This is a genomic window from Nocardioides jensenii JCM 1364 = NBRC 14755, from assembly GCF_001552535.1.
Lineage (GTDB): Bacteria > Actinomycetota > Actinomycetes > Propionibacteriales > Nocardioidaceae > Nocardioides > Nocardioides jensenii.
The window spans coordinates 1-20,065 of record NZ_BCRJ01000122.1 but is presented as its reverse complement, the minus strand read 5'-3'; the positions used below and the strand labels follow the sequence as shown (position 1 = coordinate 20,065).

Genomic DNA, 20,065 nt, shown 5'->3' with positions numbered 1-20,065 from the left:
CGAGCCTGTGAAACTGACCCGACCTGAAGGATCAGGAGCGCTTCAGCGCGGTCTTGGTCTCCTTGGCCTGCGCGATCGCCTTCTCGGGACCCTTGACCTTCTTCACCGACCGCAGCCCGAGGTAGCCGAGCAGTGCGGCGACCAGGACGTAGAAGACGAACACGATCAGGTAAGCCCAGTGACGGTCGAGACCGTCGCCGTTCCAGTGGATCAGCTCGGCCAGGAAGATCGAGAAGATGATGACCGCAAGCACCAGCATGAAGCCGGCTGCAGCGAACAACCCGATGCCGGTCCCGCCGGCCTTGACGCTGACCTTGAGCTCCGACTTGGCGAGCTTGATCTCATTGGAGATCAAGCTCGAGATGTCGCGCTGCGCGTCGACGACCAGCTTGCCGATGGTCGGCTCGGCGCCCTTCACCTCATCGAGGGACATGCGATTGTCTCCCTGTTTCGTCGCGGTCAGTCAGTCCGTTGCGGACTCTACACGTCACCGTGCGCCTGCTCGGCCACCCTCCGGTGCACCCGGTTGCGCCCGATCAGGATCCCCGCACCGAGGAGTGCGGAGATCAGGGATCCGAACAGCACGGCGGTCTTCGCCGCCTCCCGCTCGGCTCCGGTGAAGGAGAGGTCGGAGACCAGGAGGGACACGGTGAACCCGACACCGGCCAGCACCGAGATCCCCAAGACGTCGGTCCAGGAGATGTCCTCGTCGATCTCGGCCCGGGTCAGCCTGGTCAGCAACCAGGAGCCGCAGAACACCCCGAGCGGCTTGCCGACCACGAGACCGAGGACCACGCCGATCACGACCGGGTCGGAGGCCAGCTGCGCCCCACCCCCGATGACCACACCGGCCGACATCAGCGCGAAGAACGGCACCGCGACCCCGGCCGACCACGGCGAGAGGACGTGCTCGATGCGTTCGGCGGGGCTGGTCTCCTCAGGCCTGTCGGTGCGCACCCGGGTGAGCAGGCCGAGCACCACCCCGGCGATGGTCGCGTGGATGCCGCTCTCGTGGGTGAACCACCAGGCGCCCACGGCCAACGGCAGGTAGACCAGCACGTTCGGCACCCGCAGGTGCTGCAGGACGGCGTACGCCGCACAGCACAGGGCGGCGAGGATGAGCGCGGTCAGGTCGAAGCCGTGGGCGTAGAACGCGGCGATGATGACGATCACGATGAGGTCGTCCACCACGGCCAGGGTCAGCAGGAACGCGCGCAGCTGACCGGGCAGCGAGGAACCGACGATCGCCAGCACGGCCAGGGCGAACGCGATGTCGGTGGCCGAAGGGATCGCCCAGCCGCCCGGGTGACCGTCGCCGACGACGTTGACGATCGTGTAGATCAGTGCCGGTACGGCGACCCCGCACGCGGCCGCGACCACGGGGACGATCGCGTCGGAGATCTTGCTCAGCGACCCGACCAGGAACTCACGCTTGAGCTCGAGGCCGGTCACGAAGAAGAACAGGGTCAGGGCACCATCGGCGGCCCACTGCTCGACATTGAGCGGGCCGATCTCGAACTCCCGCAGGTGTTCATAGCCTCCGCCGAACGCGGAGTTGGCCCAGACCACGGCGGCCAGGGCGGCGACCAGGGCGACTGCACCGCCCACGGTCTCCCGGCGCAGGAAGTCACCGACGAAGGTGTCCTCGCGCGACGTCGGGTCGGGCAGGAAACGAAGGCGGGCGAGCTTGATCATGGGCCTCGATCTGGAGTCGGTTGCAGAGCTTCCGCCGGCGACTGCGCGCGACGGGCCGACCAGACTTCCCGGCTCACCAGTCTCCCACCCTACCGATACTCCCTGACGTTCGCGTCCTTCAGGTCGCGGCGAGGTAGGCGAGCTGGGCGCGGACGCTGAGCTCGGCTGCGCCCCACAGCACCGGGTCGACGTCGGCGTAGACGATCTCGACCACCTGGCGGGGCAGGTCGTCGGCGGCGACGCCCTCGGGGTGCGGTCGTGCGGCCAGGGTTGCGACGGCCGCCTCCACCTGGGCCAACCTTTCGCGGCGGTGCGCGATGTAGAAGTCGAGGGCCGCCAACGCGTCGTCGATGACCGGGCCGTGCCCGGGCCAGATCGCGGTGAGCTCGTGCTCCGCGGCCAGTCGGTGCAACCGGTCGAGCGAGTCGAGGTAGGCGCCGAGACGGCCGTCCGGGTGGGCCACGACGGTGGTCCCGCGGCCGAGCACGGTGTCGCCGGTGAGCACCGCTCCCTCGGCGGGCACCAGGAACGACAGGGAGTCGGCGGTGTGGCCGGGTGTGGCGATCACGTGCACCTCGAGGCCGTCGACGGCGACCACGTCACCGTCGCCCAGGCCCTCGCTGCCGAGCTGGTACGCCGGGTCGAGGGCGCGCACCCCGCAGCCCATCCGCTCGGCGAACTCGCGGGCGGCCTCGGAGTGGTCGTGGTGGTGATGGGTGAGCAGCACGGCGGCGACCGGGCCGGAGGCGGCCTCGATCGCGTCGAGGTGGCTCATGATCGACGGGCCGGGATCGATCACGACCGAGCGCCGGGCATCGGGTTCGCGCAGCACCCAGGTGTTGGTGCCGTCGAGGGTCATCATGTCGGCATTGGGCGCCAGCACGCACTCGGCCCGCTCGCCGAAGGAACCGCCGACCCAACTCATGACGGCACGCTCATCTGGCCAGCGCTTCGCCGACCCGGATCCCCAGCTCGACGATGCGGTCGTTGCTCTCGAGCCGGTTGGTCGTCGGGTTGAACGTGGGCGTGATCATCTCGAACGGCACCGAGGAGGCGTGCTCGAGGGCGGCGGCCGGCGTCGTGGCGTCGTACATGTCGCAGAGCGTCGCGTAGGTCGGCGGCATCAGCATCATCTCGCCGGCGTCGGCCAGTCGGAGCGCGTCACGGACGCTGAACCAGGCCACCGTGTCGGACTCGGTGGAGACGTCGCGGGTGACCTGACCCTCGGGCAGCGCGGCCACGAAGAACCACGTGAGATAGCGCTTCGGCTCGAAGACCGGCGTCAGCCAGCCGCCGAGCACGGCGAGCAGGTCGGTGCGCAGCACCAGCCCGCGCGCGGTCAGGAAGTCGGAGAACGCCAGCTCGTGTGCCTCGAGCGCCGCCCGGTCGCGCTCCCAGTCGTCGCCCGTGGTGTCGGCAACCACCGCGTCGGTGGTGCCGGCCAGCAGCACTCCGGACTCCTCGAACGTCTCGCGCACGGCGGCGCAGAGCAGCTCGCGTGCCTCGACCGGCGTACAGCCCATGCGCGACGCCCACTCCTCGGGCGTGGGCCCGGCCCACAGCGAGGGGTCGACCTCGGAGTCGCGTGGGTCGACGCCGCCGCCGGGGAAGACACTCATGCCAGCGGCGAACTTCATGCCGACGTGACGGCGCAGCAGGTAGGACTCCAACCCGCCGGGCGCACCGTCGCCGTCGCGGAGCAGCACGACAGTCGAGGCCGACCGTGGCTGCGCCGGCTCGCGGGTGCCGTCGATGAACTCGCGGGCCTGGTCGAGGACGCCGGGAGGCAGGGTCAACGTCGGGTCCACGACTCAGACCTCGACAATGATCTCGACCTCGACGGGTGCATCCAGCGGAAGGACGGGCACGCCGACCGCGGAGCGGGCGTGCACCCCGGCGTCGCCGAAGACCTTGCCGAACAGCTCGGACGCACCGTTGGCCACCCGCGGCTGACCGGTGAAGTCGGGGGTGGAGGCCACGAACGCGACGACCTTCACGATGCGCTTGACCTGGTCGAGGTCGCCGATCAGGGACTTCACCGCGGCGATCGCGTTCAGGGCACACTGCTGGGCACAGACCAGCGCCTCCTCCTCGGAGACCTCGCCGCCGACCTTGCCGGTGACCATCAGCTCACCGGACTTCATCGGCAGCTGGCCCGAGGTGAAGATGTGGTCGCCGGACCGGACGGCCGGCACATAGGCAGCGACCGGCTTGGCCACCTCCGGAACGGCCAGGCCGAGCTCGGCGAGACGGTCCTCGACGGCACTCATGAGATCGGCCGCTTGAAGAAGGCGACCGTGCCGCCTTGTGCGTTGGTCTGCAACTGCACCAGCTCCCACCCGTCCTGGCCGAAGTTGTTCAGCATCAGGGCTTCGTTGTGGAGCGGAATCGGCGCCACCTGGTATTCCCACTTCGTCATGCCCGGCACCCTACTCGCGCCCGCACACGACGATCGAGCAGCCCGGGACTTCCGTCAGATCAGGCGTGCTTGAGTGCCTCGCGACGCGACAACCCCGAGAGTCGATCGCCGCGCTCCGCGACGAACGCGCCCACCCAGCCGGGGTCGGTGCGACAGTGGTCACGCAGGGCCCACCCGATCGCCTTGCGCACGAAGAACTCGCGCCCGTACGGCGACTCGGGTGGAGTCGTGCGCGTGGATCCGTCGAGGTTCGCGTCGATCGCGTGCGTGAGGAGATCACGGTCCAGCCGCTCGCCGAGGCCGACCTGACAGATGATCGCCGTGCGCCGCAACCACAGGTCGTCCTCGACCGCCCACTCACGGAGGGTGGGTGTCACCGCCCCCGGGAATCGCTCGAGGAGCTCGCGCACGCGGTGGGTGGCGACGTCGTCCACGTGGTCCCACCAGGCGCCGGTCACGACCAGGTGTCGCCACAGCTCGAGCGTCCAGGGCTCCCGGTGCTCCCGATAGAGACGGTGCCCGGCCAAGGTGGTCGCGGCATATCTCTCCTCGCGGAACTCGGCACCGTCCCACAGAGCCAGCAGTGCCTCGTGCCACGACTCCTCGTCGGGCAGCACCCAGGCGGAGTAGACCTCGCGGCAGAGGCGTGACAACGGCTGCGACGTCACGCCGCGGTAGGGCATCGCCGACTTCATGTAGGCCTGCATGGCCGGCGCCTTGTCGGGGTCCGCCGCGAGCGCGATCTGCTCGCGGACCATCGTGACGAGGTCGTCGGGCCGGATCTCGTGGGGCACATCGCCAGCGTAGGGGACAAGTCCGACCACGGTCTGACGTCACGGGTCGCCTGCGCGCCTAGGCTCGACGCCATGCGACAGCCCTGGCGACTCGACGAACGCGGACAGCGCGTGCTCGACGTCGCACTGGCCGGCTTCCTCACGTTCACCGCCGTCGCCGGCACCCCGCTGGGCGGGTTCAGCCTCCTCGTCGGCGCACTCTGCACCCTCCAGTTCGTGCCGTTGTTCTGGCGCCGGAGCCACCCGATCGCCTCCGCCTCAGTGATCGTGGCCGCGTCCCTGCTGCAGGCGACACTGGTCGACACGCCTGTCTGGGGGCAGGTCGCGTTCCCGATCGCGGTCTACTCGGTGGCGCGTTTCGCCAATGCACGTTGGGGATTCGCCATGCTCGCGGTCGGGTTGATCGGCGCCGGCGTGGCGTCGTACGACTGGATGAAGCCGTATGCCGACGACGTCAACGAGGGCGCCTACGTCTCCTACTTCCTGAGCATCTCGGCGATCGTCGCGGCCGCCTGGGCGCTGGGCACGCTCGGCCGCACCCGGGCGGCGTACGTCGCCTCCCTGGTCGAACGCGGCGAACGCCTCGAACGCGAGGCGGCCCAGCAGGCTCAGCTGGCGGCCCAGGACGAACGTGCACGCATCGCCCGCGAGATGCACGACGTCGTCGCGCACGGGCTGTCGGTGATCGTGGTGCAGGCCGACGGCGCGCGGTACGCCGCGGCCAAGGATCCCGCTGCCGCCACCCAGGCCCTGGCGACCATCTCGGAGACGGGTCGCGAGTCGTTGACCGAGATGCGGCGCATGCTCGGTCTCCTGCGGGCCGAGGGAGGCTCGGGCACGGCACCGCAACCGGGCCTGGCCGACCTGCCCTACCTGATCGACGAGGCGCGGGCCGGGGGCATGCAGCTCGACGCCGTGCTTCCCGATCCCCTGCCCGACGTCGCCGACGGCGTGGCCCTGACCGTCTATCGCATCGCCCAGGAGGCGTTGACCAACGTGCGCAAGCACGCCGGTGTGGCCCGGGTCCGCCTGACCGTGGCGTACGACGACCGCGAGCTGCTCATCGACGTGGTCGACGACGGACGCGGCGCAGCGACCCTCGGTGACGGCCAGGGACTGGGTTTGCTGGGCATGCGCGAACGCGTCGCGGTGCACGGCGGCACCGTGACCGCGGCCCCGGCGCCCGGCGGTGGATTCGCCGTCTCTGCAAGGATTCCCGCATGATCCGGGTCTTCCTCGTCGACGACCAGCAGATGGTGCGCGCCGGCTTCCAGATGCTGGTCGACTCCCAGGACGACATGGCGGTGGTGGGCCAGGCCGGCGACGGCGCCGAGGCCACCGAGAAGCTGTCGGTGACCGGCGCCGACGTCGTGCTCATGGACGTGCGGATGCCGCGCATGGACGGCGTCGAGGCCACCCGGCTCCTGGCCCGGCGCGGCGAGACGCCACGGGTGATCGTGCTGACCACCTTCGACCTCGACGAGTACGCGTTCGCCGCGATCAAGGCCGGCGCTGCTGCGTTCCTGCTCAAGGACGCGCGACCCGAGGACCTCCTGCACGCGATCCGCTCGGTGCACGCCGGCGACTCCGTCGTGGCGCCGTCGACCACGCGGCGCCTGCTCGAGCACTTCGCGTCGACACTTCCGGACACATCGGCGACGGCCACCCCCGACGTACGTCTGGGGGCGCTCACCGACCGCGAGCGCGAGGTGCTGGTCCTGGTCGGACGCGGACGCTCCAACACCGAGATCGCCGGTGACCTGGTCGTCGCCGAGGCGACGGTGAAGACCCACGTCGGCCGACTGCTGGCCAAGACCGGCTGTCGCGACCGGGTGCAGCTGGTCGTGATGGCCTACGAGACCGGCCTGGTCGGTCACTGACTCAGTCTTCGTCAGCGTCTCAGTCGGGAGCCTGTCCGGTCTCGAGCCACTCGACCGGCACGCCGGTCACCTGGCTCCACATCAGCAGGGTGATCCGCCGCGTCCTGGTGTGGTCGTTCTCGGCGTTGGTCACGGTGCTCTGCGAGACACCGAGCCGCAACGCGAACTCTCGCGTGGTGAGCCCGGTGCCCTCCCGCGCCTTGCGCAGGCGGTCGCCCATCGTGAACGTCGGAATGCTCGGTCCGACGCGTGCAGGCTGGATCACATCCATCTTCGTCCCTCCCCAGGGTCCATCTACTGAATGGTAACCCCCCAGTTGGCCCATGGCCCACCATTTGCGCCTGATCACTAATGACCATCTTGCGCTGGAACGAGTGCACAGCCCACTTTCGGACGATACGGTTCCACCATCGAGCACAGGTATCGGGGGCAGGCGCACGCATGGGGATCGACTCTGGACAGCCGCGGAGCCAGGGACCCACGGGCCCGCGGGCGACCACCGGTCGACGGGCTCCCGACCTGCGACACGTGCTGCGGCGCCACCTCGTCGTCATGACCGTCTCGTGCGCGATGTTCGCCCTCGGCTATGCCGCGATGAGCCTCCACTCCTCGGCGAGCTCCCCGGTCAGGGAGCAGTCCTCCGAGGTCGCCGACACCGCGGGCAACGCCGACCTGGTCCAGCGACTCGTCCAGCGCTTCGACTGCTGGAGCGGCTCCGCGCCTGCCGACATGGCCGGCCAGTTTCCCGGTCACGTGATCGCGACCCGGGCCGGCGACGTGGCGCCGGTCCGTGGCGGCGCCGCCATGGTCAGCCAGGCCTTCGAGCAGGCCTTCGACGGGATCGACCACGGTCTCCGGATCCACGCCTTCTGCCGCTGAGACCGGTGCCGAGCCGAGCCTGGGTCCGAGCTGAGCCTGGGGTCCGAGCCGAGCCTGGGTCCGAGCTGACCCCTCGCCTCGTCGTACGCCGTCGTGCCGGCGTCATCCCCAGGTCGTACGCCGGGTTCCACCGCAGGCCTGACGCCCGGGAGCCACGAGATTCCTAGCGTTGTGGTCATGATCGAGACGACACCCACAGCCACCGGCACCACCACCCGAACCGCCGCCACTGCCCGCGGCCTGACCAAGACCTACGGGGCCGGCAGCGGTGCCGAGGTGCACGCGTTGCGCGGGGTCGACGTCGACCTTCCCGCCGGCCGGTTCACCGCCATCATGGGGCCTTCCGGCTCCGGCAAGTCGACGCTGATGCACTGCCTGGCCGGCCTCGACCAGCCCACGGCGGGCTCCGTCGAGGTGGCCGGGGTGGCCCTGCAGCAGCTCGACGACACCGCCCTCACGAAGTTCCGTCGCGATCACGTCGGCTTCGTCTTCCAGTCCTTCAACCTGCTGCCGATGCTCACCGCCGGGCAGAACATCCTGCTCCCGCTGGAGCTGGCCGGGCGCAAGATCGGCCGCGAGGAACGAGCCCGGTTCGAGATGGTCGTCGGCGTGCTCGGCCTGGCCGACCGCACCGGGCACCTGCCCAGCCAGCTCTCCGGAGGCCAGCAGCAGCGGGTCGCCATCGCCCGCGCACTGGTCGCCCAGCCGGCGATCGTCTTCGCCGACGAGCCGACCGGCAACCTCGACAGCGCGGCGTCCTCGGAGGTGCTCGACTTCCTGCGGCACTCCGTGCGGGAGCTCGGGCAGACCGTCGTGATGGTCACCCACGAGCTCGATGCGGCCGCCTACGCCGACGACGTGATCGTGATCGCCGACGGCCGGATCGCCGACCACCTGGCGAACCCGACCCGCGACCAGCTCGTCGCTGCCCTGAGCAAGCGGGCCGCCTGATGCGCACCGTGCTGCTGGCCTCGATGAGGCGCCACACTCGACGCTATGTCGCGGCCAGCCTGGCCGTGCTCATCGGCGTCACCTTCATCATCGTGACCAATGCGCTCTCCTCGGCGGCCAAGGACGGGATGACCTCCGGCCTCGATGCGCCGTACCAGCACGCCGATGTCGTGGTCTCCGACATCGACGGCGACCAGGCCGCGAGCCTTCTGGCGCGGGCCGAGAAACAGCGCGAGAGCGCCTCGGTGCTCGGCTGGGCCTGGCTGGCGGTGTCGCGTGACGGCACCGAGCTCAGCGACGGTGCCGACGTCGGCGCGCTCCCCCGCGACGAGAGCCTGCGCTGGCAGGAGCTGGTCGACGGTCGGTTCCCGACGGCCGACGACGAGGCCGTGGTCGACGCCAACGCCGCGAAGGGCAACGACGTCGCACTCGGCGACACACTCACGATCGGCAAGGGCCGGGACGCCCTCGACGTGAAGGTCGTCGGCACCGTCGACAGCCCGTCGTCGATGGTGTGGACCGCGGTCTACCTCACCCAGGACGCCCAGGCCCGCTGGCTCGACCAGAGCACGATCAACAGCGTCGCCTGGCAGGGCCGCGGATCGGTCGCCGACCAGGTCGACGGGCTGCAGCAGGCCTACCCCGACGCGACCGTGCAGACCACCGACGACTTCGTCGCGGACCAGCAGAAGCTGGCCACCAACGGCGTCGACGTGATCGCGATCATCCTGTTGCTGTTCGCGGCGATCGCCATTGCCACCTCGGTCATGGTCATCGCCAACACGTTCTCGATCCTGTTCGCCCAACGCACCCGCGACTTCGCGCTCCTCCGCTGCGTGGGTGCCACCAAGCGTCAGGTGCTGCGCTCGATCCGCCTCGAGGCCCTGGTGCTCGGCATCGTCTCCTCGCTGATCGGGCTGCTCGCCGGCACCGCGCTCGGCCTCGGTCTCGTCGCCCTGATCCGCACCCAGGCACCGAGTGCGCGCCTGGGCGAGGCGTCCTTCTCCCCCGTGTGGTTCGCCGGTGCGTTCGTCCTCGGCATCGTCGTCACGGTGATCGCCGCCTGGCTCCCGACCCGCCGCGCCACCCGGGTCAGCCCGCTGGCCGCACTGCGCCCCGACACCGGCGTCGACGTGCGTACGACGACCGGACGGCTCCGCATCGGCCTGGGCATCCTCATGGTCGGCGTCGGCGGGCTCGCCATGACGGCGGCGATCGCGGGCACTGCCGTGCCGCTGATGGTGGTCGGGGGCATGGCCACCTTCTTCGGCGTGGTGGTGCTCGGCCCGACGATCGTGCCGGCTCTGATCCGGGTCGCGGGGTCGCTGACCGCACGGCTGATCGGCACGCCGGGTCGGCTGGCCACCTCCAACGCCGTCCGCAACCCGCGTCGCACGGCAGCCACCACCGCCTCACTCCTCGTCGGGGTCACTCTCACCACCGCCGTGCTCACCGGACTGGCCAGCGGGCGGAGCATCATCGACGACGAGATGGCCACCGATCACCCGCTCGACGCGTCGGTCTCGGCCACCACCGGGGGCGGCCTCGACGCCGAGGTGCTCCACGGTGTCCGCGACCTGCCGGCCGTGGAGGACGCCATCGCGATCCCCGGCACCGCGGCCACGATCGACCACCGCATCGGTGCACTCCGCGTCGTGGCCCCCGGCGGCGACGCCGGCGACCTGATGCGCAGCCGGCCCGACTTCGCCGCGCCCGGCGCCGACGAGATCTACCTCCCGATCGACGCACTCGAGGACGGCACCATCCCCACCGAGGTGACCGTCACGGTCGGTGACCACACCCGGACCCTGGGGGTGCGATCCGGCGAGGACTGGGGCAACGTCGCCGTGGTGGCTCCCCAGACCCTGGCCGCGCTCGACGCCCACCCGGCCACCCAGGCGATCTGGATCAGTGCCGACCTCGACACCGACGCGGAGGACTTCAGCGGCGATCTCTCGGCGGTGGCCTCCTCATCCGACGCGGCGGTCGAGTCCACGTTGGGCAAGTGGGCGTTCGTCGACCTCCAGCTCGACGTGATGACCGGTGCGATCGTCGGCCTGCTCGGCATTGCCGTGGTGATCGCGTTGATCGGCATCGCCAACACGCTCGGGCTCTCGGTGCTCGAACGTGGCCGCGAGAACGCCCTGCTCCGCGCACTCGGCCTGACCCGTCGTCAGCTGCGCGCCACCCTGGCCACCGAGGCGGTGCTGCTCTCCGTGGTGGCCACGCTGCTGGGCACCGGCCTGGGCATCGCGTTCGCCTGGGTGGGCGTGCAGACGATGCTGAGGTCGGTCGTGGACGAGGTGACGATGACGCTGCCACTGGGTCAGCTCGCGGTCGTCGTACTCATCTCGGCCGCGGCCGGGCTGCTGGCCTGCGTGCTCCCCGCCCGTCGGGCTGCCAGGGTCACCCCCGCGGCCGGGCTGACCCTGGAGTGACCCGCAGGACGGGCGCCCGACGTCAGTGCAGCTCGGGCTCGGTCTTCTCCCGGATCTCGTCCTCGGTGACGTCGGGCGCCAGCTCGACCAGCTTCAGCCCGCCGCCTTCCGAGGCCGGGACGATGTCGATGACGCCGAGGTCGGTGATGATGCGTTCCACGACGCCCAGCCCGGTGTAGGGAAGAGAGCATTCGTCGACGATCTTGTAGGACCCGTCGCGCGCGACGTGCTCCATCAGCACGATCACCTTCTTGGCGCCGTGCACGAGGTCCATCGCACCGCCCATGCCCTTGACCATCTTGCCGGGGATCATCCAGTTGGCGATGTCGCCCTTCGCCGAGACCTGCATGGCCCCGAGGATCGCAGCATCGATCTTGCCGCCTCGGATCATCCCGAACGACGTGGCGGAGTCGAAGAAGGAGGCGCCCCGGTTGAGGGTGACGGTCTCCTTGCCGGCGTTGATCAGGTCGGCGTCGACGGCGTCCTCGGTCGGGTAGGGACCGACGCCGAGGATGCCGTTCTCGGACTGCAGCACCAGCTCGACACCCTCGGGCACGTAGTTGGGCACCAGCGTGGGCAGCCCGATGCCGAGGTTGACGTAGGAGCCGTCGCTCAGCTCAGCGGCAGCACGGGCGGCCATCTGTTCACGGGTCCAGCTCATCGGACGGTCCTCTTCTCGATCCGCTTGTCGGCGGCTTGCTCGGGGGTCAGCGCCACCACGCGCTGCACGTAGACGCCGGGCGTGTGCACGTCGTTCGGGTTCAGCTCACCGGGCTCGACCAGCTCCTCGACCTCGGCAATGGTGACCCGCCCGCACATGGCGGCCAGCGGGTTGAAGTTGCGGGCGGAGTCACGGAAGACGAGGTTGCCGTGCCGGTCACCCCGCCAGGCTCGGACCAGCCCGAAGTCGGCGACGATGGCCTGCTCGAGCACGAAGGGCTTGTCCCCCTCGGCCGTCGAGAAGGTGCGGACCTCCTTGGCCGGCGACGCCACGGTCACGTTCCCGGAGTCGTCGTAGCGCCAGGGCAGTCCACCGTCGGCAACCTGGGTGCCGACGCCGGTGGCGGTGAAGAAGGCGGGGATGCCAGAGCCGCCGGCGCGCATCCGCTCGGCCAGGGTGCCCTGCGGGGTCAGCTCGACCTCGAGCTCGCCGGAGAGGTACTGCCGGGCGAACTCCTTGTTCTCCCCGACGTAGGAGGCGATCATCCGCCGCAACCGACGCGCGCCGAGCAGACGCCCCAGCCCCCAGTCGTCGACTCCGCAGTTGTTCGAGACCGCCTCGAGGTCCTCGGCACCCTGATCGAGCAGCGCCCCGATCAACACGGACGGAATGCCACACAACCCGAAGCCACCGACGGCCAGGGTCGAGCCCGACCCGATGTCGGCCACGGCTTCCGCGGCGCTCCCCATCACCTTGTCCACAAGTCCTCCTCCACGACGGCGGCCACCGATCCCGACGGCCTGCCCCCATTTCTGACCGAGCCGGGCGCTGCCGTCAACGCCCAGCCATGGGTGGAGGAGCGATCTCTCGCGCACCGCACGTTTTCGACCGCCCGCGTTCACTGAGCGAACGCAGGCTAGGCTGCTCGCATGGAGGCTCCTCACCAGGTGGTCGCGCGGGTCGGACGACTACTGCGGGCGGTCTCCCAGCATGAGCCCGACGGCGTCACGACCACCGAGGCCGCGACGTCGGCCGACCTGGCCCGGCCCACCGCGCACCGGCTCCTGGTGGCCCTCCAGCACGAAGGACTCGTCGACCGGACCTCCGCCGGCCAGTGGCTGCTCGGGCCCGAGACGTTCCTGCTCGGCAGCGCCGCCGCCACCCGGTACGACGTCAGCCACCTCGCCGCCACCAGTCTGCGCCGGCTCAGTGAGACCACCGGCGAGAGCGCGTTCTTCTCTGCACGACGCGGCGACGAGACCATCTGCCTGGTCCGCGAGGACGGCAGCTTCCCGATCCGCTCCCACGTGCTCCACGAGGGCATCCGCTTCCCGCTCGGGGTCGCCTCCGCCGGACTCGTGATCCTGGCTCACCTGCCCGAGCGCGAGGCCGCGGCCTTCCTGGACGACCATGACCTCGCCCCGGCGTACGGCGAGACCCACGAGCGGGCCCGCATCGAGTCGCGCCTCCGCGAGACCAGGCGCAACGGCTACGCGGTCAACCCGGGGCTGATCGTGCGTGGCAGCTGGGGCATGGGGGCGGCGGTGTTCGACGCCCACGGGTTGCCGCAGTGGGCGTTGAGCCTGACCGGCATCGACCATCGCTTCGCCCGCGAACGGCGCCCCGAGCTCGGCCAGGCCCTCCTGCGGGAGGCCCATGACCTGTCCCGGCGCATACAGCGGTTCCGCTCTCCCTAGACCGGTCTCGCAACGTCCCGCGTCCGAGAGTCATGGCCTAGGCTCTCGTCCCGTGAGCACCACTGACTGGCCGAAGGTCCAGCTCCACGTCGTCACCGGCAAGGGTGGCACCGGCAAGTCCACCGTGGCGGCCGCCCTCGCGCTGGCCCTGGCCAGCCGCGGCAAGACCGTGCTGCTGTGTGAGGTCGAGGGGCGGCAGGGCATCTCCCAGATGTTCGACGTGCCTCCGCTGCCCTACGAGGAACGACGGATCGCCTCCGGGCTCCCGGGCTCGAGCGACGGCTCCTCCGCGGACCACTCCTCGGCCGGCAGCGTCTACGCGTTGCACATCGACGCCGAGTCCGCGCTGCTGGAGTATCTCGCGATGTACTACAAGCTGGGCCGGGCCGGCAAGGCGCTCGACCGCTTCGGCGTCATCGACTTCGCCACCACCGTGGCGCCGGGCGTTCGCGACGTGCTGCTCACCGGCAAGGTCTTCGAGGCGGCCAAGGACGGTCGCAAGCGAGGGACGTCGAGCAGGGGCGGCCAGCAGTACGACGCCATCGTGCTCGACGCACCGCCGACCGGACGGATCGCGCAGTTCCTCAACGTCAACGGAGAGCTGGCCGGCCTGGCCAAGGCCGGGCCGATCAAGAAGCAGGCCGACACGGTCATGACGCTGTTCCGTTCACCACGCACCGCCGTCCACCTGGTCACCGTGCTCGAGGAGATGCCGGTGCAGGAGACCGCCGACGGCGTCGCCGAGCTGCGTGAGGCCAGGCTGCCGGTCGGTGGTGTGGTGGTGAACCTGGTCCGCCCCCGCGACCTGAGCGCCGACCAGCTGGAGGCGGCCCGTGCCGGCACGCTCGACCGCGACAGGGTCGAGGGCGACCTGCGCGCGGTCGGTGTCCCGGTCGACGACGTGCTCGTCGAGGGACTCCTCTCCGAGGCCCGGTCGCACGCCGAACGCCGGGCTCTCGAAGAGAGTCAACGCACACTGATCGGTGACATCGGGGTGCCGACCTACGAGCTGCCCCGCCTGCCCTCGGGTGTGGACATGGGCGGCCTCTACGACCTGGCTGCGACGTTGCGAGAGCAGGGAATGGCATGAACAACCCGGAGGAGTCCCTCGTTGCGCTGCGGTCTGCCCAGGAACCCCGGATGACCACCCCACACGGATCCTCGCTGCGCTGCGGTCTGCCCAGGGACCCCGGATGAGCAGGCAACGCACCCGGGTCGGCCCGCTGGCCACGACCGGAGAGGTGGCTCCGTCGCTCGATGTCGACGCCCTGCTCGACAACCCGGCCACCGAGATCATCGTGTGCTGCGGCTCGGGAGGGGTCGGCAAGACCACCACGTCGGCGGCCTTGGCCCTGCGTGCCGCCGAGCGAGGCCGGAAGGTCGTCGTACTCACCATCGACCCGGCGCGGCGACTGGCCCAGTCGATGGGGATCGAGTCGCTGGACAACACCCCGCGACCGGTGCGCGACATCGCGGACAGCCCCGGATCCCTCGACGCGATGATGCTTGACATGAAGCGCACCTTCGACGAGGTGGTCGAGAACCAGGCCACCCCCGAGAAGGCGAGGCAGATCCTGGAGAACCCGTTCTACATCGCCCTGTCCAGCTCGTTCGCGGGCACACAGGAATACATGGCGATGGAGAAGCTGGGCCAGCTCCACCGCGATGCGAAGAAGTCGGGGGCCTACGACCTGATCGTCGTCGACACGCCGCCCTCGCGCTCGGCTTTGGACTTCCTCGATGCCCCCGAGCGGCTGAGCAGCTTCCTCGACGGCAAGTTCATCCGACTGCTGCTGGCCCCGGCCCGCGGGCCGGCCCGGATCATGACCGCCGGCTTCGGACTGATCACCAGTGCGCTGACCAAGATCCTGGGCGCGACCGTGCTGCAGGACCTCCAGATGTTCGTCGCCGCGTTCGACACCCTCTTCGGGGGCTTCCGGCAACGCGCGCAGAAGACCTTCGAGCTGCTCCAGGCCGACGGTACGGCGTTCCTCGTGATCGCCGCTCCCGAGCCGGACGCGTTGCGCGAGGCGACGTACTTCGTCGACCGCCTGCGCGGGGAGCAGATGCCACTGGCCGGGCTCGTGGTCAACCGCGCCAGCATGAAGCCGGAGAGCGAGCTGAGCGCCGACGAGGCGATGGCCGCGGTCGAGCGGCTCACCCGTCGCGACGGCGGCACGGACCTCACCTCAGGGCTGCTGCGCCTGCACGCCGACCGGGTGCGCATCGTCGAGCGCGAGGCCGGGCTGCGCGCCAGGTTCGCGGCCGCGAATCCGAGCGTGGCCACCGCGGTCGTCCCGGCGCTGGCCACCGACGTGCACGACCTCGACGGGCTGCGTCGAATCGGGTCACTGCTGGCCGACACCGCCGACTGAGCGGCGGCTCGAACTCAGACCAGCGCGGCCCGGTGGGACGACTTGGCGGCCTCGAGCACGCTGCGCCACGAGGCAGCCGGGTTGCGCCGGAGAAGTGCCCGTCGCTCACGCTCGGTCATGCCACCCCAGACACCCCATTCGATCTGGTTGTCCAGCGCCTCGGCCAGGCATTCGGTGCGCACCGGGCACGCCGAGCACACCTGCTTCGCCTTGTTCTGCTCCGCGCCTCGCACGAACAGTTCGTCCGGCTGCGCCTGTCGGCACGCCGCTGACGGCGCCCAGTCCTCAACCCACATGATGTCCCCACATCCAACCGAGATTCGGTGAGTTCCGATCTGGTCCTCACCAAGGGCCAATCCCCATGTATGAACCTAGGCAAGGAACGGTGGTTGAAACAGACACGAGATGGTCAAACCTTCTAGTCAGAAAGGACTAGTCCCCAACTACCACGAATGCGTCCGGTCTGGTCCTGTCCCGTATCCTGAGGGGCATGTCTGACCCCGACGACGGCTCGTCCCGCCCGGTCTCCGTGCTGTCCCACCTCGGCTCGATGCTCGCCGTGGCGGTGATCCTGGGCGTGGTCACGGCCGGGCTGGTGATCCCGTTCGCCGCCGTCGCCGGCCTCACCGCCGGCAACGTCGCCGACACCCTCGACGAGCTCCCCGCCGAGCTGCAGACCGAGAACCTCGCCCAGCGCACCCGCATCCTGGCCGCCGACGGCACCCCGATCGCGACACTGTACGACGAGAACCGGGTCAACGTGCCGCTGCGTCAGGTGGCGAAGGTGATGCGTCAGGCCATCGTCTCCATCGAGGACTACCGCTTCTACCAGCACGGCGCCCTCGACGTGAAGGGAACGCTCCGCGCCTTCCTGACCAACCAGGCCGCCGGCGAGACCCGTCAGGGTGGCTCCTCGATCACCCAGCAGATGGTCAAGCTGACCCTGATCAGCCAGGCCAAGGACGACGAGGAGCGCAAGGCCGCCCAGGACGAGACCATCGCCCGCAAGCTGCGCGAGCTGCGCTACGCGATCGCCTTCGAGCAGAACTACTCCAAGGACTGGATCCTCGAGCGCTACCTCAACATCGCCTACTTCGGTGACGGCGTGTACGGCGTCCAGGCAGCGGCCAAGCACTACTTCAGCAAGGACGCCCGCAAGCTGAACCTCCGCGAGGCCGCCACCCTCGCCGGGCTGGTGAAGAACCCCACCGGCTACGACCCGACCAACAACCCCGACCGGGCCCTGTCGCGCCGCAACACCGTGCTCGACCGGATGGCCCAGCTGCAGGTGATCTCCGAGGAGCGCGCCGAGCAGGTCAAGTCCCAGGGGCTGCGTCTCAAGATCACCCGCAGCCGCAACGGCTGCCTGCTGGCCCGGGCCCCGATCTACTGCGACTACGTGGTGAGCTACCTCAAGCGTGACCCGGCGCTGGGCAAGACCCCCGAAGACCGCGAGACCCTGCTGAAGTCGGGCGGGCTGACCATCCGCACCACCATCGACCTCCGCTTCCAGGACGCCGCCGACGCCTCCGTGCGCAGTCACGTCTACCAGAACGAGTCCGCCATCGGCGGCCTGGCCATGATCGAGCCGACCACCGGCAACGTGAGGGCACTGGCCCAGTCCAAGCCACTCGGGCTGAAGGAGAAGAAGGGCGAGACGTCGATCAACTACACGGTCTCCAAGGAGCAGGGCGGCGCCCGTGGCTTCCAGGCCGGGTCGACGTTCAAGGTCTTCGTGCTCGCCGACGCGATACGGCGTGGCACGTCCCTGACCACCACGATCGACTCGCCCCCGGAGAAGACCTTCCAGGAGGCCGACTTCAAGAACTGTGACGGCGAGCCCTACGGCTACGGCACGTTCCCGATCTCCAACTCCACCACCTCGGGCGCCAAGAACCTCTACACCGGCACCCGGGAGTCGGTGAACACGTTCTACCTGGCGCTCGAGCAGGTGACCGGCCTGTGCACGCCGTACCGCCTGGCCAAGCAGATGGGCGTGAACCTCACCAACCCCAAGGGCAACAGCTCCGGTTCGGCCGAGCGGATCCCGACCTTCACCCTCGGTGTCGCCGACGTCTCGCCGCTGGAGATGGCCGAGGCCTACGCCACCTTCGCCGGTCGGGGACTGCACTGTTCCGCCCGCCCGGTCTCGAAGATCCAGGACGCCAACGGCACGCTGCTCAAGTCCTACTCCAAGCAGTGCACCCAGGTGCTGCCCAGCGCCGTCGCCGACGCCGTCAACGACGTGCTCCGCGGCGTGCAGGAGGGTGATGGCTTCGGTGCCATCAACGGTCTCGCGCTGAACCAGGAGTCGGCCGGCAAGACCGGTACGACGAGCAGCGCCAAGTCGGTGTGGTTCATGGGCTACACGCCCAACCTGGCCACGGCCTCGATGATCGCCGGCATCAACGAGGGCGGCGGGCCCGACGCACTGGTCGGCAAGTCGATCGGTGGCAGCACCCTCTACTCCGCCTCAGGCTCCGGCACCGCCGGTCCGATGTGGGGCGACGCCATGCACGCGGTCGAGCAGTGGCTCGATGACGAGCAGTTCCAGGCTCCCTCCTCCACCGAGATCCAGGGCGTCCTGGTCGACATCCCGCCGACCGGAGGGATGTCGATCGACGACGCCAGGGCCACGCTCGAGGAGCTCGGCTTCAGCGTGCTGATCGGCAGCATGCGCGACTCCAGCTACGCCCGCGGCACGGTGGCCTACACCGACCCCGGTTCCGGCGGTCAGCAGTCCTCGGGCGACGTGGTCACGATCTACCCCTCCGACGGCACGCCGTACGTGCCGCCGAAGGTCGAGCAGCCCAAGAAAAAGAAGAAGAAGCCCGGTCGCGGCCGGGGCCGCGGCCGCTGACCCCTCGCCGCGGTGGGGTCAGGCGCCGAGCTGGCGGCGTACCTCGGCGGCCACCAGGCCACCGTCGGCCTTGCCCTTGACCTGCGGCTGGACGACGCCCATCACCTTGCCCATCGCCTTCATCCCCTCGCCGGCGGCGCCGGTCTTCTCCACGGCGGCACTGACGATGTCGGCGATCTCTGCCTCGCTCAGCTGTTGGGGGAGGTAGTCGGCGATCACCACGAGCTCGGCGCGCTCCTTGTCGGCCATCGCGGCCCGGCCACCGTCGTCGAAGGCGGTCGCCGCCTCGCGACGCTTCTTCGCCTCGGTGGAGAGAACGCCGATGATGTCGTCGTCGGAGAGCTCCACCTGGGTCTTCCCGGCCACCTCGGCGTTGGTGATCGCGGTGAGCAGCATCCGCAGGGTGGAGGAGCGCACCTCGTCCCGAGCCTTGATGGCCGTGGTCAGGTCACTGCGCATGCGGTCCTTGAGAGCACTCATGCGGACCATTGTGGCAGCCTTGAGGGATGTCGTTCACCCGCGTTCTCGGCCTCGGCACTCTCGCCGGCGTCGCCACCCTCGGGTACGCCGCCGCTGAGGCCCGCGCCTACACGCTGCGTCGGGTGGACCTGCCGATCCTGCCGGCCGGGCAACGGCCGATGCGGGTGCTCCACCTCACCGACATCCACATGACGCCGGACCAGGCGCGCAAGCAGGCCTGGATCCGTGACCTGGCCGGCCTGCGTCCCGACCTGGTGATCAACACCGGCGACAACCTGGCCCACCGCGACGCCGTCCCCGTCGTGCTCTCCTCGTTGGGTCCGCTGCTGGACCTGCCGGGCGTCTACGTGTTCGGGTCGAACGACTACTTCGAGCCCGGGGCTCGCAACCCGTTCAAGTATCTGATGCCCGACGACGGCACCCGGGCCACCAGCACACCGTCGCTGCCGTGGAAGGACCTGCAGCTCGGCTTCGAGGACGCTGGCTGGCTCGGCCTGACCAACACGTCCGGCGCACTCACGGTCGGCGAGACGACGCTTGCCTTCGCGGGGGTGGACGACCCGCACCTGTCCTACGACGACCTCCCCGCCGTGGCCGGGCCCGCGCCGACCGGTGCCGACGTACGACTGGCGGTGGCGCATGCGCCGTACCTGCGCGTGCTGGACCAGTTCGCCTCCGACGGGTGGGACGCGATCATCGCCGGGCACACCCACGGTGGTCAGGTCTGCCTGCCCTTCAAGGGTGCGCTGACCACCAACTGTGACCTCGACAACGCCCGGGCCAAGGGACTGCACCGTCACCCAGCCGACTCCGCCCCCGGCGACCCCGGGTCGGCGTGGCTGCACGTCTCCGCGGGCATCGGCACCAACCCCTACGCACGGATCCGCTTCGCCTGCCGCCCCGAGGCCACGCTGCTCACCCTGACGTCCCAGCCCT

Annotated in this window: 22 protein-coding genes; 10 read left to right on the top strand and 12 right to left on the bottom strand. The window is 70.0% G+C overall.

Annotation, left to right across the window (positions count from 1 at the left end; all coding sequences use genetic code 11):
* Positions 1-31 precede the first annotated feature (31 nt).
* The 7 genes from NJ4_RS22565 to NJ4_RS22540 all read right to left on the bottom strand — a co-directional run bounded on the left by NJ4_RS22565 (position 32) and on the right by NJ4_RS22540 (position 4,908).
* On the bottom strand, positions 32-433 hold the full coding sequence (locus NJ4_RS22565) for a phage holin family protein (RefSeq protein ID WP_067440865.1): 402 nt from the start codon (positions 431-433) through the stop codon (positions 32-34).
* A 47-nt stretch (positions 434-480) separates the two neighbouring features.
* Positions 481-1,695, bottom strand: coding sequence for a Na+/H+ antiporter NhaA (gene nhaA / locus NJ4_RS22560; protein WP_067440862.1), 1,215 nt, complete (start codon positions 1,693-1,695; stop codon positions 481-483).
* 118 nt (positions 1,696-1,813) lie between these two features.
* Positions 1,814-2,620, bottom strand: a complete 807-nt coding sequence (locus NJ4_RS22555; RefSeq protein WP_067440859.1) for an MBL fold metallo-hydrolase — start codon at positions 2,618-2,620, stop codon at positions 1,814-1,816.
* A 10-nt stretch (positions 2,621-2,630) separates the two neighbouring features.
* Positions 2,631-3,503, bottom strand: a complete 873-nt coding sequence (locus NJ4_RS22550; RefSeq protein ID WP_067440856.1) for an NUDIX hydrolase — start codon at positions 3,501-3,503, stop codon at positions 2,631-2,633.
* A 3-nt stretch (positions 3,504-3,506) separates the two neighbouring features.
* Positions 3,507-3,965 (bottom strand): RidA family protein, encoded by a 459-nt coding sequence (locus NJ4_RS22545; RefSeq protein ID WP_067440853.1) that lies wholly within the window; start codon positions 3,963-3,965, stop codon positions 3,507-3,509.
* Positions 3,962-4,114: a hypothetical protein gene (locus NJ4_RS26120; protein WP_169799313.1), complete on the bottom strand. Its 153-nt coding sequence runs from the start codon at positions 4,112-4,114 to the stop codon at positions 3,962-3,964. The genes NJ4_RS22545 and NJ4_RS26120 overlap by 4 nt, the downstream gene beginning before the upstream one ends.
* A 59-nt stretch (positions 4,115-4,173) precedes the next feature.
* Complete coding sequence (locus tag NJ4_RS22540; protein WP_245644676.1) at positions 4,174-4,908, bottom strand: DNA alkylation repair protein; 735 nt, start codon at positions 4,906-4,908, stop codon at positions 4,174-4,176.
* A 72-nt stretch (positions 4,909-4,980) separates the two neighbouring features.
* Here NJ4_RS22540 and NJ4_RS22535 point away from each other — a divergent pair, with 72 nt between their 5' ends.
* Both NJ4_RS22535 and NJ4_RS22530 read left to right on the top strand, forming a co-directional pair.
* Positions 4,981-6,132 carry a sensor histidine kinase gene (locus NJ4_RS22535; RefSeq protein ID WP_067440850.1) on the top strand — a complete coding sequence of 384 codons (1,152 nt, stop codon included), beginning with the start codon at positions 4,981-4,983 and terminating at the stop codon, positions 6,130-6,132.
* Positions 6,129-6,788 carry a response regulator gene (locus NJ4_RS22530; protein ID WP_067440847.1) on the top strand — a complete coding sequence of 220 codons (660 nt, stop codon included), beginning with the start codon at positions 6,129-6,131 and terminating at the stop codon, positions 6,786-6,788. Before NJ4_RS22535 ends, NJ4_RS22530 begins: the two co-directional genes overlap by 4 nt.
* 19 nt (positions 6,789-6,807) lie before the next feature.
* On the opposite strand, the gene NJ4_RS22525 is transcribed toward NJ4_RS22530, so the two are convergent.
* Positions 6,808-7,059, bottom strand: coding sequence for a helix-turn-helix domain-containing protein (locus tag NJ4_RS22525; protein ID WP_067440844.1), 252 nt, complete (start codon positions 7,057-7,059; stop codon positions 6,808-6,810).
* A 170-nt stretch (positions 7,060-7,229) separates the two neighbouring features.
* Between NJ4_RS22525 and NJ4_RS22520 the strand changes: the two genes are divergently transcribed.
* The 3 genes from NJ4_RS22520 (at position 7,230) to NJ4_RS22510 (ending at position 11,056) form a co-directional block, all read left to right on the top strand.
* Positions 7,230-7,667, top strand: a complete 438-nt coding sequence (locus NJ4_RS22520; protein WP_157551299.1) for a hypothetical protein — start codon at positions 7,230-7,232, stop codon at positions 7,665-7,667.
* Between the two features lie 177 nt (positions 7,668-7,844).
* Positions 7,845-8,618, top strand: coding sequence for an ABC transporter ATP-binding protein (locus tag NJ4_RS22515; RefSeq protein ID WP_067440877.1), 774 nt, complete (start codon positions 7,845-7,847; stop codon positions 8,616-8,618).
* A complete protein-coding gene (locus NJ4_RS22510; RefSeq protein ID WP_067440838.1) occupies positions 8,618-11,056 on the top strand; it encodes an ABC transporter permease in 2,439 nt (812 codons plus the stop codon). The genes NJ4_RS22515 and NJ4_RS22510 overlap by 1 nt, the downstream gene beginning before the upstream one ends.
* A gap of 22 nt (positions 11,057-11,078) precedes the next feature.
* Here NJ4_RS22510 and NJ4_RS22505 read toward each other — a convergent pair whose 3' ends face one another.
* Together NJ4_RS22505 and NJ4_RS22500 are read right to left on the bottom strand one after the other, a co-directional pair.
* Complete coding sequence (locus tag NJ4_RS22505) at positions 11,079-11,717, bottom strand: 3-oxoacid CoA-transferase subunit B (protein WP_067440835.1); 639 nt, start codon at positions 11,715-11,717, stop codon at positions 11,079-11,081.
* Positions 11,714-12,478 carry a CoA transferase subunit A gene (locus NJ4_RS22500; RefSeq protein WP_067440831.1) on the bottom strand — a complete coding sequence of 255 codons (765 nt, stop codon included), beginning with the start codon at positions 12,476-12,478 and terminating at the stop codon, positions 11,714-11,716. Before NJ4_RS22500 ends, NJ4_RS22505 begins: the two co-directional genes overlap by 4 nt.
* Before the next feature lie 168 nt (positions 12,479-12,646).
* On the opposite strand from NJ4_RS22500, the gene NJ4_RS22495 reads away from it, so the two are divergent.
* From NJ4_RS22495 to NJ4_RS22485, 3 genes are all read left to right on the top strand, one after another.
* Complete coding sequence (locus NJ4_RS22495) at positions 12,647-13,414, top strand: IclR family transcriptional regulator (protein ID WP_067440827.1); 768 nt, start codon at positions 12,647-12,649, stop codon at positions 13,412-13,414.
* A gap of 52 nt (positions 13,415-13,466) precedes the next feature.
* Entirely contained in the window at positions 13,467-14,504 is a 1,038-nt protein-coding gene (locus NJ4_RS22490) for an ArsA-related P-loop ATPase (RefSeq protein WP_067440823.1), read from the top strand.
* 103 nt (positions 14,505-14,607) lie between these two features.
* Complete coding sequence (locus NJ4_RS22485) at positions 14,608-15,789, top strand: ArsA family ATPase (RefSeq protein ID WP_067440820.1); 1,182 nt, start codon at positions 14,608-14,610, stop codon at positions 15,787-15,789.
* Positions 15,790-15,803: 14 nt separating this feature from the next.
* Here NJ4_RS22485 and NJ4_RS22480 read toward each other — a convergent pair whose 3' ends face one another.
* On the bottom strand, positions 15,804-16,085 hold the full coding sequence (locus tag NJ4_RS22480) for a WhiB family transcriptional regulator (RefSeq protein ID WP_082749055.1): 282 nt from the start codon (positions 16,083-16,085) through the stop codon (positions 15,804-15,806).
* Positions 16,086-16,279: 194 nt separating this feature from the next.
* Between NJ4_RS22480 and NJ4_RS22475 the strand changes: the two genes are divergently transcribed.
* Positions 16,280-18,649, top strand: coding sequence for a penicillin-binding protein (locus NJ4_RS22475; protein ID WP_157551298.1), 2,370 nt, complete (start codon positions 16,280-16,282; stop codon positions 18,647-18,649).
* 18 nt (positions 18,650-18,667) lie between these two features.
* Here NJ4_RS22475 and NJ4_RS22470 read toward each other — a convergent pair whose 3' ends face one another.
* Positions 18,668-19,129: a GatB/YqeY domain-containing protein gene (locus NJ4_RS22470; protein ID WP_067440868.1), complete on the bottom strand. Its 462-nt coding sequence runs from the start codon at positions 19,127-19,129 to the stop codon at positions 18,668-18,670.
* A 26-nt stretch (positions 19,130-19,155) separates the two neighbouring features.
* Here NJ4_RS22470 and NJ4_RS22465 point away from each other — a divergent pair.
* A partial coding sequence (locus tag NJ4_RS22465; RefSeq protein ID WP_067440817.1) for a metallophosphoesterase occupies positions 19,156-20,065 on the top strand: 910 nt, incomplete at its 3' end.

What these genes read in the sequence shown, in the direction of transcription:
- NJ4_RS22565 (WP_067440865.1), bottom strand. Translation starts at nt 433, where the DNA reads ATGTCCCTCGATGAGGTGAAGGGCGCCGAGCCGACCATCGGCAAGCTG.
- nhaA (WP_067440862.1), bottom strand. Translation starts at nt 1,695, where the DNA reads ATGATCAAGCTCGCCCGCCTTCGTTTCCTGCCCGACCCGACGTCGCGC.
- NJ4_RS22555 (WP_067440859.1), bottom strand. Translation starts at nt 2,620, where the DNA reads ATGAGTTGGGTCGGCGGTTCCTTCGGCGAGCGGGCCGAGTGCGTGCTG.
- NJ4_RS22545 (WP_067440853.1), bottom strand. Translation starts at nt 3,965, where the DNA reads ATGAGTGCCGTCGAGGACCGTCTCGCCGAGCTCGGCCTGGCCGTTCCG.
- NJ4_RS26120 (WP_169799313.1), bottom strand. Translation starts at nt 4,114, where the DNA reads ATGACGAAGTGGGAATACCAGGTGGCGCCGATTCCGCTCCACAACGAA.
- NJ4_RS22535 (WP_067440850.1), top strand. Translation starts at nt 4,981, where the DNA reads ATGCGACAGCCCTGGCGACTCGACGAACGCGGACAGCGCGTGCTCGAC.
- NJ4_RS22530 (WP_067440847.1), top strand. Translation starts at nt 6,129, where the DNA reads ATGATCCGGGTCTTCCTCGTCGACGACCAGCAGATGGTGCGCGCCGGC.
- NJ4_RS22525 (WP_067440844.1), bottom strand. Translation starts at nt 7,059, where the DNA reads ATGGATGTGATCCAGCCTGCACGCGTCGGACCGAGCATTCCGACGTTC.
- NJ4_RS22520 (WP_157551299.1), top strand. Translation starts at nt 7,230, where the DNA reads ATGGGGATCGACTCTGGACAGCCGCGGAGCCAGGGACCCACGGGCCCG.
- NJ4_RS22515 (WP_067440877.1), top strand. Translation starts at nt 7,845, where the DNA reads ATGATCGAGACGACACCCACAGCCACCGGCACCACCACCCGAACCGCC.
- NJ4_RS22510 (WP_067440838.1), top strand. Translation starts at nt 8,618, where the DNA reads ATGCGCACCGTGCTGCTGGCCTCGATGAGGCGCCACACTCGACGCTAT.
- NJ4_RS22505 (WP_067440835.1), bottom strand. Translation starts at nt 11,717, where the DNA reads ATGAGCTGGACCCGTGAACAGATGGCCGCCCGTGCTGCCGCTGAGCTG.
- NJ4_RS22495 (WP_067440827.1), top strand. Translation starts at nt 12,647, where the DNA reads ATGGAGGCTCCTCACCAGGTGGTCGCGCGGGTCGGACGACTACTGCGG.
- NJ4_RS22485 (WP_067440820.1), top strand. Translation starts at nt 14,608, where the DNA reads ATGAGCAGGCAACGCACCCGGGTCGGCCCGCTGGCCACGACCGGAGAG.
- NJ4_RS22480 (WP_082749055.1), bottom strand. Translation starts at nt 16,085, where the DNA reads ATGTGGGTTGAGGACTGGGCGCCGTCAGCGGCGTGCCGACAGGCGCAG.
- NJ4_RS22475 (WP_157551298.1), top strand. Translation starts at nt 16,280, where the DNA reads ATGTCTGACCCCGACGACGGCTCGTCCCGCCCGGTCTCCGTGCTGTCC.
- NJ4_RS22470 (WP_067440868.1), bottom strand. Translation starts at nt 19,129, where the DNA reads ATGAGTGCTCTCAAGGACCGCATGCGCAGTGACCTGACCACGGCCATC.